This window comes from Micromonospora sp. AB353 (genome assembly GCF_049538395.1).
GTDB classification, from domain to species: Bacteria; Actinomycetota; Actinomycetes; order Mycobacteriales; family Micromonosporaceae; genus Micromonospora; species Micromonospora aurantiaca.
In genome coordinates, this window is the sequence record NZ_JBMVFV010000161.1 from 1 (window position 1) to 3,275 (window position 3,275).

Sequence of the window (3,275 nt, forward strand, 5' to 3'; positions counted from 1 at the left end):
ACCGGGCGTTTCCCCTCCGCCATGACCGCCGTAACTCTATGAACATGTCAACCAACCCTGATGGGTGATCGTTTGTTCAGAGTTGCACAGTGGACGCGTAGCAGCTTGGTAGTCAAGTCCTCGGCCTATTAGTACCGGTCAACTGAACCCGTTACCGGGCTTACATTTCCGGCCTATCAACCCAGTCGTCTAGCTGGGGGCCTTACCCCACAATGTGGGTGGGATACCTCATCTTGAAGCGAGCTTCCCGCTTAGATGCTTTCAGCGGTTATCCCTTCCGAACGTAGCTAACCAGCCGTGCCCCTGGCGGGACAACTGGCACACCAGAGGTTCGTCCGTCCCGGTCCTCTCGTACTAGGGACAGCCCTTCTCAAGTATCCTACGCGCACGGCGGATAGGGACCGAACTGTCTCACGACGTTCTAAACCCAGCTCGCGTACCGCTTTAATGGGCGAACAGCCCAACCCTTGGGACCTGCTACAGCCCCAGGATGCGACGAGCCGACATCGAGGTGCCAAACCATCCCGTCGATATGGACTCTTGGGGAAGATCAGCCTGTTATCCCCGGGGTACCTTTTATCCGTTGAGCGACACCGCTTCCACATGCCAGTGCCGGATCACTAGTCCCGACTTTCGTCCCTGCTCGACCTGTCAGTCTCACAGTCAAGCTCCCTTGTGCACTTGCACTCAACACCTGATTGCCAACCAGGCTGAGGGAACCTTTGGGCGCCTCCGTTACCCTTTAGGAGGCAACCGCCCCAGTTAAACTACCCACCAGACACTGTCCCTGAACCGGATAACGGTCCGAAGTTAGATACCCAAATCAACCAGAGTGGTATTTCAAGATTGCCTCCACCCATACTGGCGTATGGACTTCACCGGCTCCCACCTATCCTACACAAGCTAATTCAGATACCAATGTCAAGCTATAGTAAAGGTCCCGGGGTCTTTCCGTCCTGCCGCGCGTAACGAGCATCTTTACTCGTAATGCAATTTCGCCGGGCCTGTGGTTGAGACAGTGGGGAAGTCGTTACGCCATTCGTGCAGGTCGGAACTTACCCGACAAGGAATTTCGCTACCTTAGGATGGTTATAGTTACCACCGCCGTTTACTGGCGCTTAAGTTCTCCGCTTCGCCCCGAAGAGCTAACAGGTCCCCTTAACGTTCCAGCACCGGGCAGGCGTCAGTCCATATACATCGAATTACTTCTTCGCATGGACCTGTGTTTTTAGTAAACAGTCGCTTCCCCCTGCTCTCTGCGGCCATACAACGCTCCACCCGCGCGGGGCTTCACGTCTCCGGCCCCCCTTCTCCCTAAGTTACGGGGGCAATTTGCCGAGTTCCTTAACCACAGTTCGCCCGATCGCCTCGGTATTCTCTACCTGACCACCTGTGTCGGTTTGGGGTACGGGCCGCTAAGAACTCGCTAGAGGCTTTTCTCGGCAGCATAGGATCACTGACTTCACCTGAATCGGCTCGGCATCACGTCTCAGCCCATATGGCGTGCGGATTTGCCTACACGCCGGCCTACACGCTTACCCCGGCACAACCACCGGCCGGGCTCAGCTACCTTCCTGCGTCACCCCATCGCTTGACTACTACCCGCCAGGTTCCCACGCTCCCCACCATTGGTCCGAAGACCGCCGGCAGTTCGGGTGGTTAGCACAACGAGGTTCGTCAGGGTCGCTCTTTCGCGGGTACGGGAATATCAACCCGTTGTCCATCGACTACGCCTCTCGGCCTCGCCTTAGGTCCCGACTCACCCAGGGCGGATTAGCCTGGCCCTGGAACCCTTGGTCATCCGGCGGAAGGGTTTCTCACCCTTCTTTCGCTACTCATGCCTGCATTCTCACTCGTGCCGCGTCCACAACTGGGTCACCCCGCTGCTTCACCCCCGGCACGACGCTCCCCTACCCATCCACACACCTGCATACCCCATCAAGGAGGCACGAAGTTAATATGTGAATGCCACAGCTTCGGCGGTGTGCTTGAGCCCCGCTACATTGTCGGCGCGGAACCACTTGACCAGTGAGCTATTACGCACTCTTTAAAGGGTGGCTGCTTCTAAGCCAACCTCCTGGTTGTCTATGCGACCCCACATCCTTTTCCACTTAGCACACGCTTAGGGGCCTTAGCTGGTGATCTGGGCTGTTTCCCTCTCGACTACGAAGCTTATCCCCCGCAGTCTCACTGCCGCGCTCTCACTTACCGGCATTCGGAGTTTGGCTGATTTCGGTAAGCTTGTGGGCCCCCTAGACCATCCAGTGCTCTACCTCCGGCAAGAAACACGCGACGCTGCACCTAAATGCATTTCGGGGAGAACCAGCTATCACGGAGTTTGATTGGCCTTTCACCCCTAACCACAGGTCATCCCCCAACTTTTCAACGTTGGTGGGTTCGGCCCTCCACGCGGTCTTACCCGCGCTTCAGCCTGCCCATGGCTAGATCACTCCGCTTCGGGTCTAGAGCATGCGACTAAAAACGCCCTATTCAGACTCGCTTTCGCTACGGCTCCCCCACACGGGTTAACCTCGCCACATGCCACTAACTCGCAGGCTCATTCTTCAAAAGGCACGCCGTCACCCCGCAAGGCTCCGACGGATTGTAGGCGAACGGTTTCAGGTACTATTTCACTCCCCTCCCGGGGTACTTTTCACCATTCCCTCACGGTACTCGTCCGCTATCGGTCACCAGGAAGTATTTAGGCTTACCAGGTGGTCCTGGCAGATTCACGGCAGATTTCAGGAGTCCGCCGCTACTCGGGAACACCCACAGAAGACCAGCAACTTTCACCTACCGGACTATCACCGTCTACGGTCAGCCATTCCAGACTGTTCGACTAGCCACTGACTTTGTAACTTCTCGAGCGCGTGTCAGCACACTCAGCAGGGTCCCACAACCCCGACGACGCAACCCCTGACAGGTATCACACGCCGCCGGTTTAGCCTCAATCCGCTTTCGCTCGCCACTACTCACGGAATCACTATTTGTTTTCTCTTCCTACGGGTACTGAGATGTTTCACTTCCCCGCGTTCCCCCCACACACCCTATGTGTTCAGGTGCGGGTGACATCACATGACTGATGCCGGGTTTCCCCATTCGGACACCCTGGGATCACAGCTTGGTTGACAGCTCCCCCAGGCCTATCGCGGCCTCCCACGTCCTTCATCGGCTCCTGGTGCCAAGGCATCCACCGTTCGCCCTTGACAACTTGACCACAAAGATGCTCGCGTCCACTGTGCAATTCTCAACAAACAACCAACCCACAACCCACA

1 rRNA gene is annotated in these 3,275 nt (G+C 56.8%); it reads right to left on the reverse strand.

Going from position 1 to position 3,275, the window contains the following annotated elements:
* Positions 1-108 precede the first annotated feature (108 nt).
* Positions 109-3,217, reverse strand: a 23S ribosomal RNA gene (locus ACPCK6_RS29390).
* Positions 3,218-3,275: the final 58 nt, after the last annotated feature.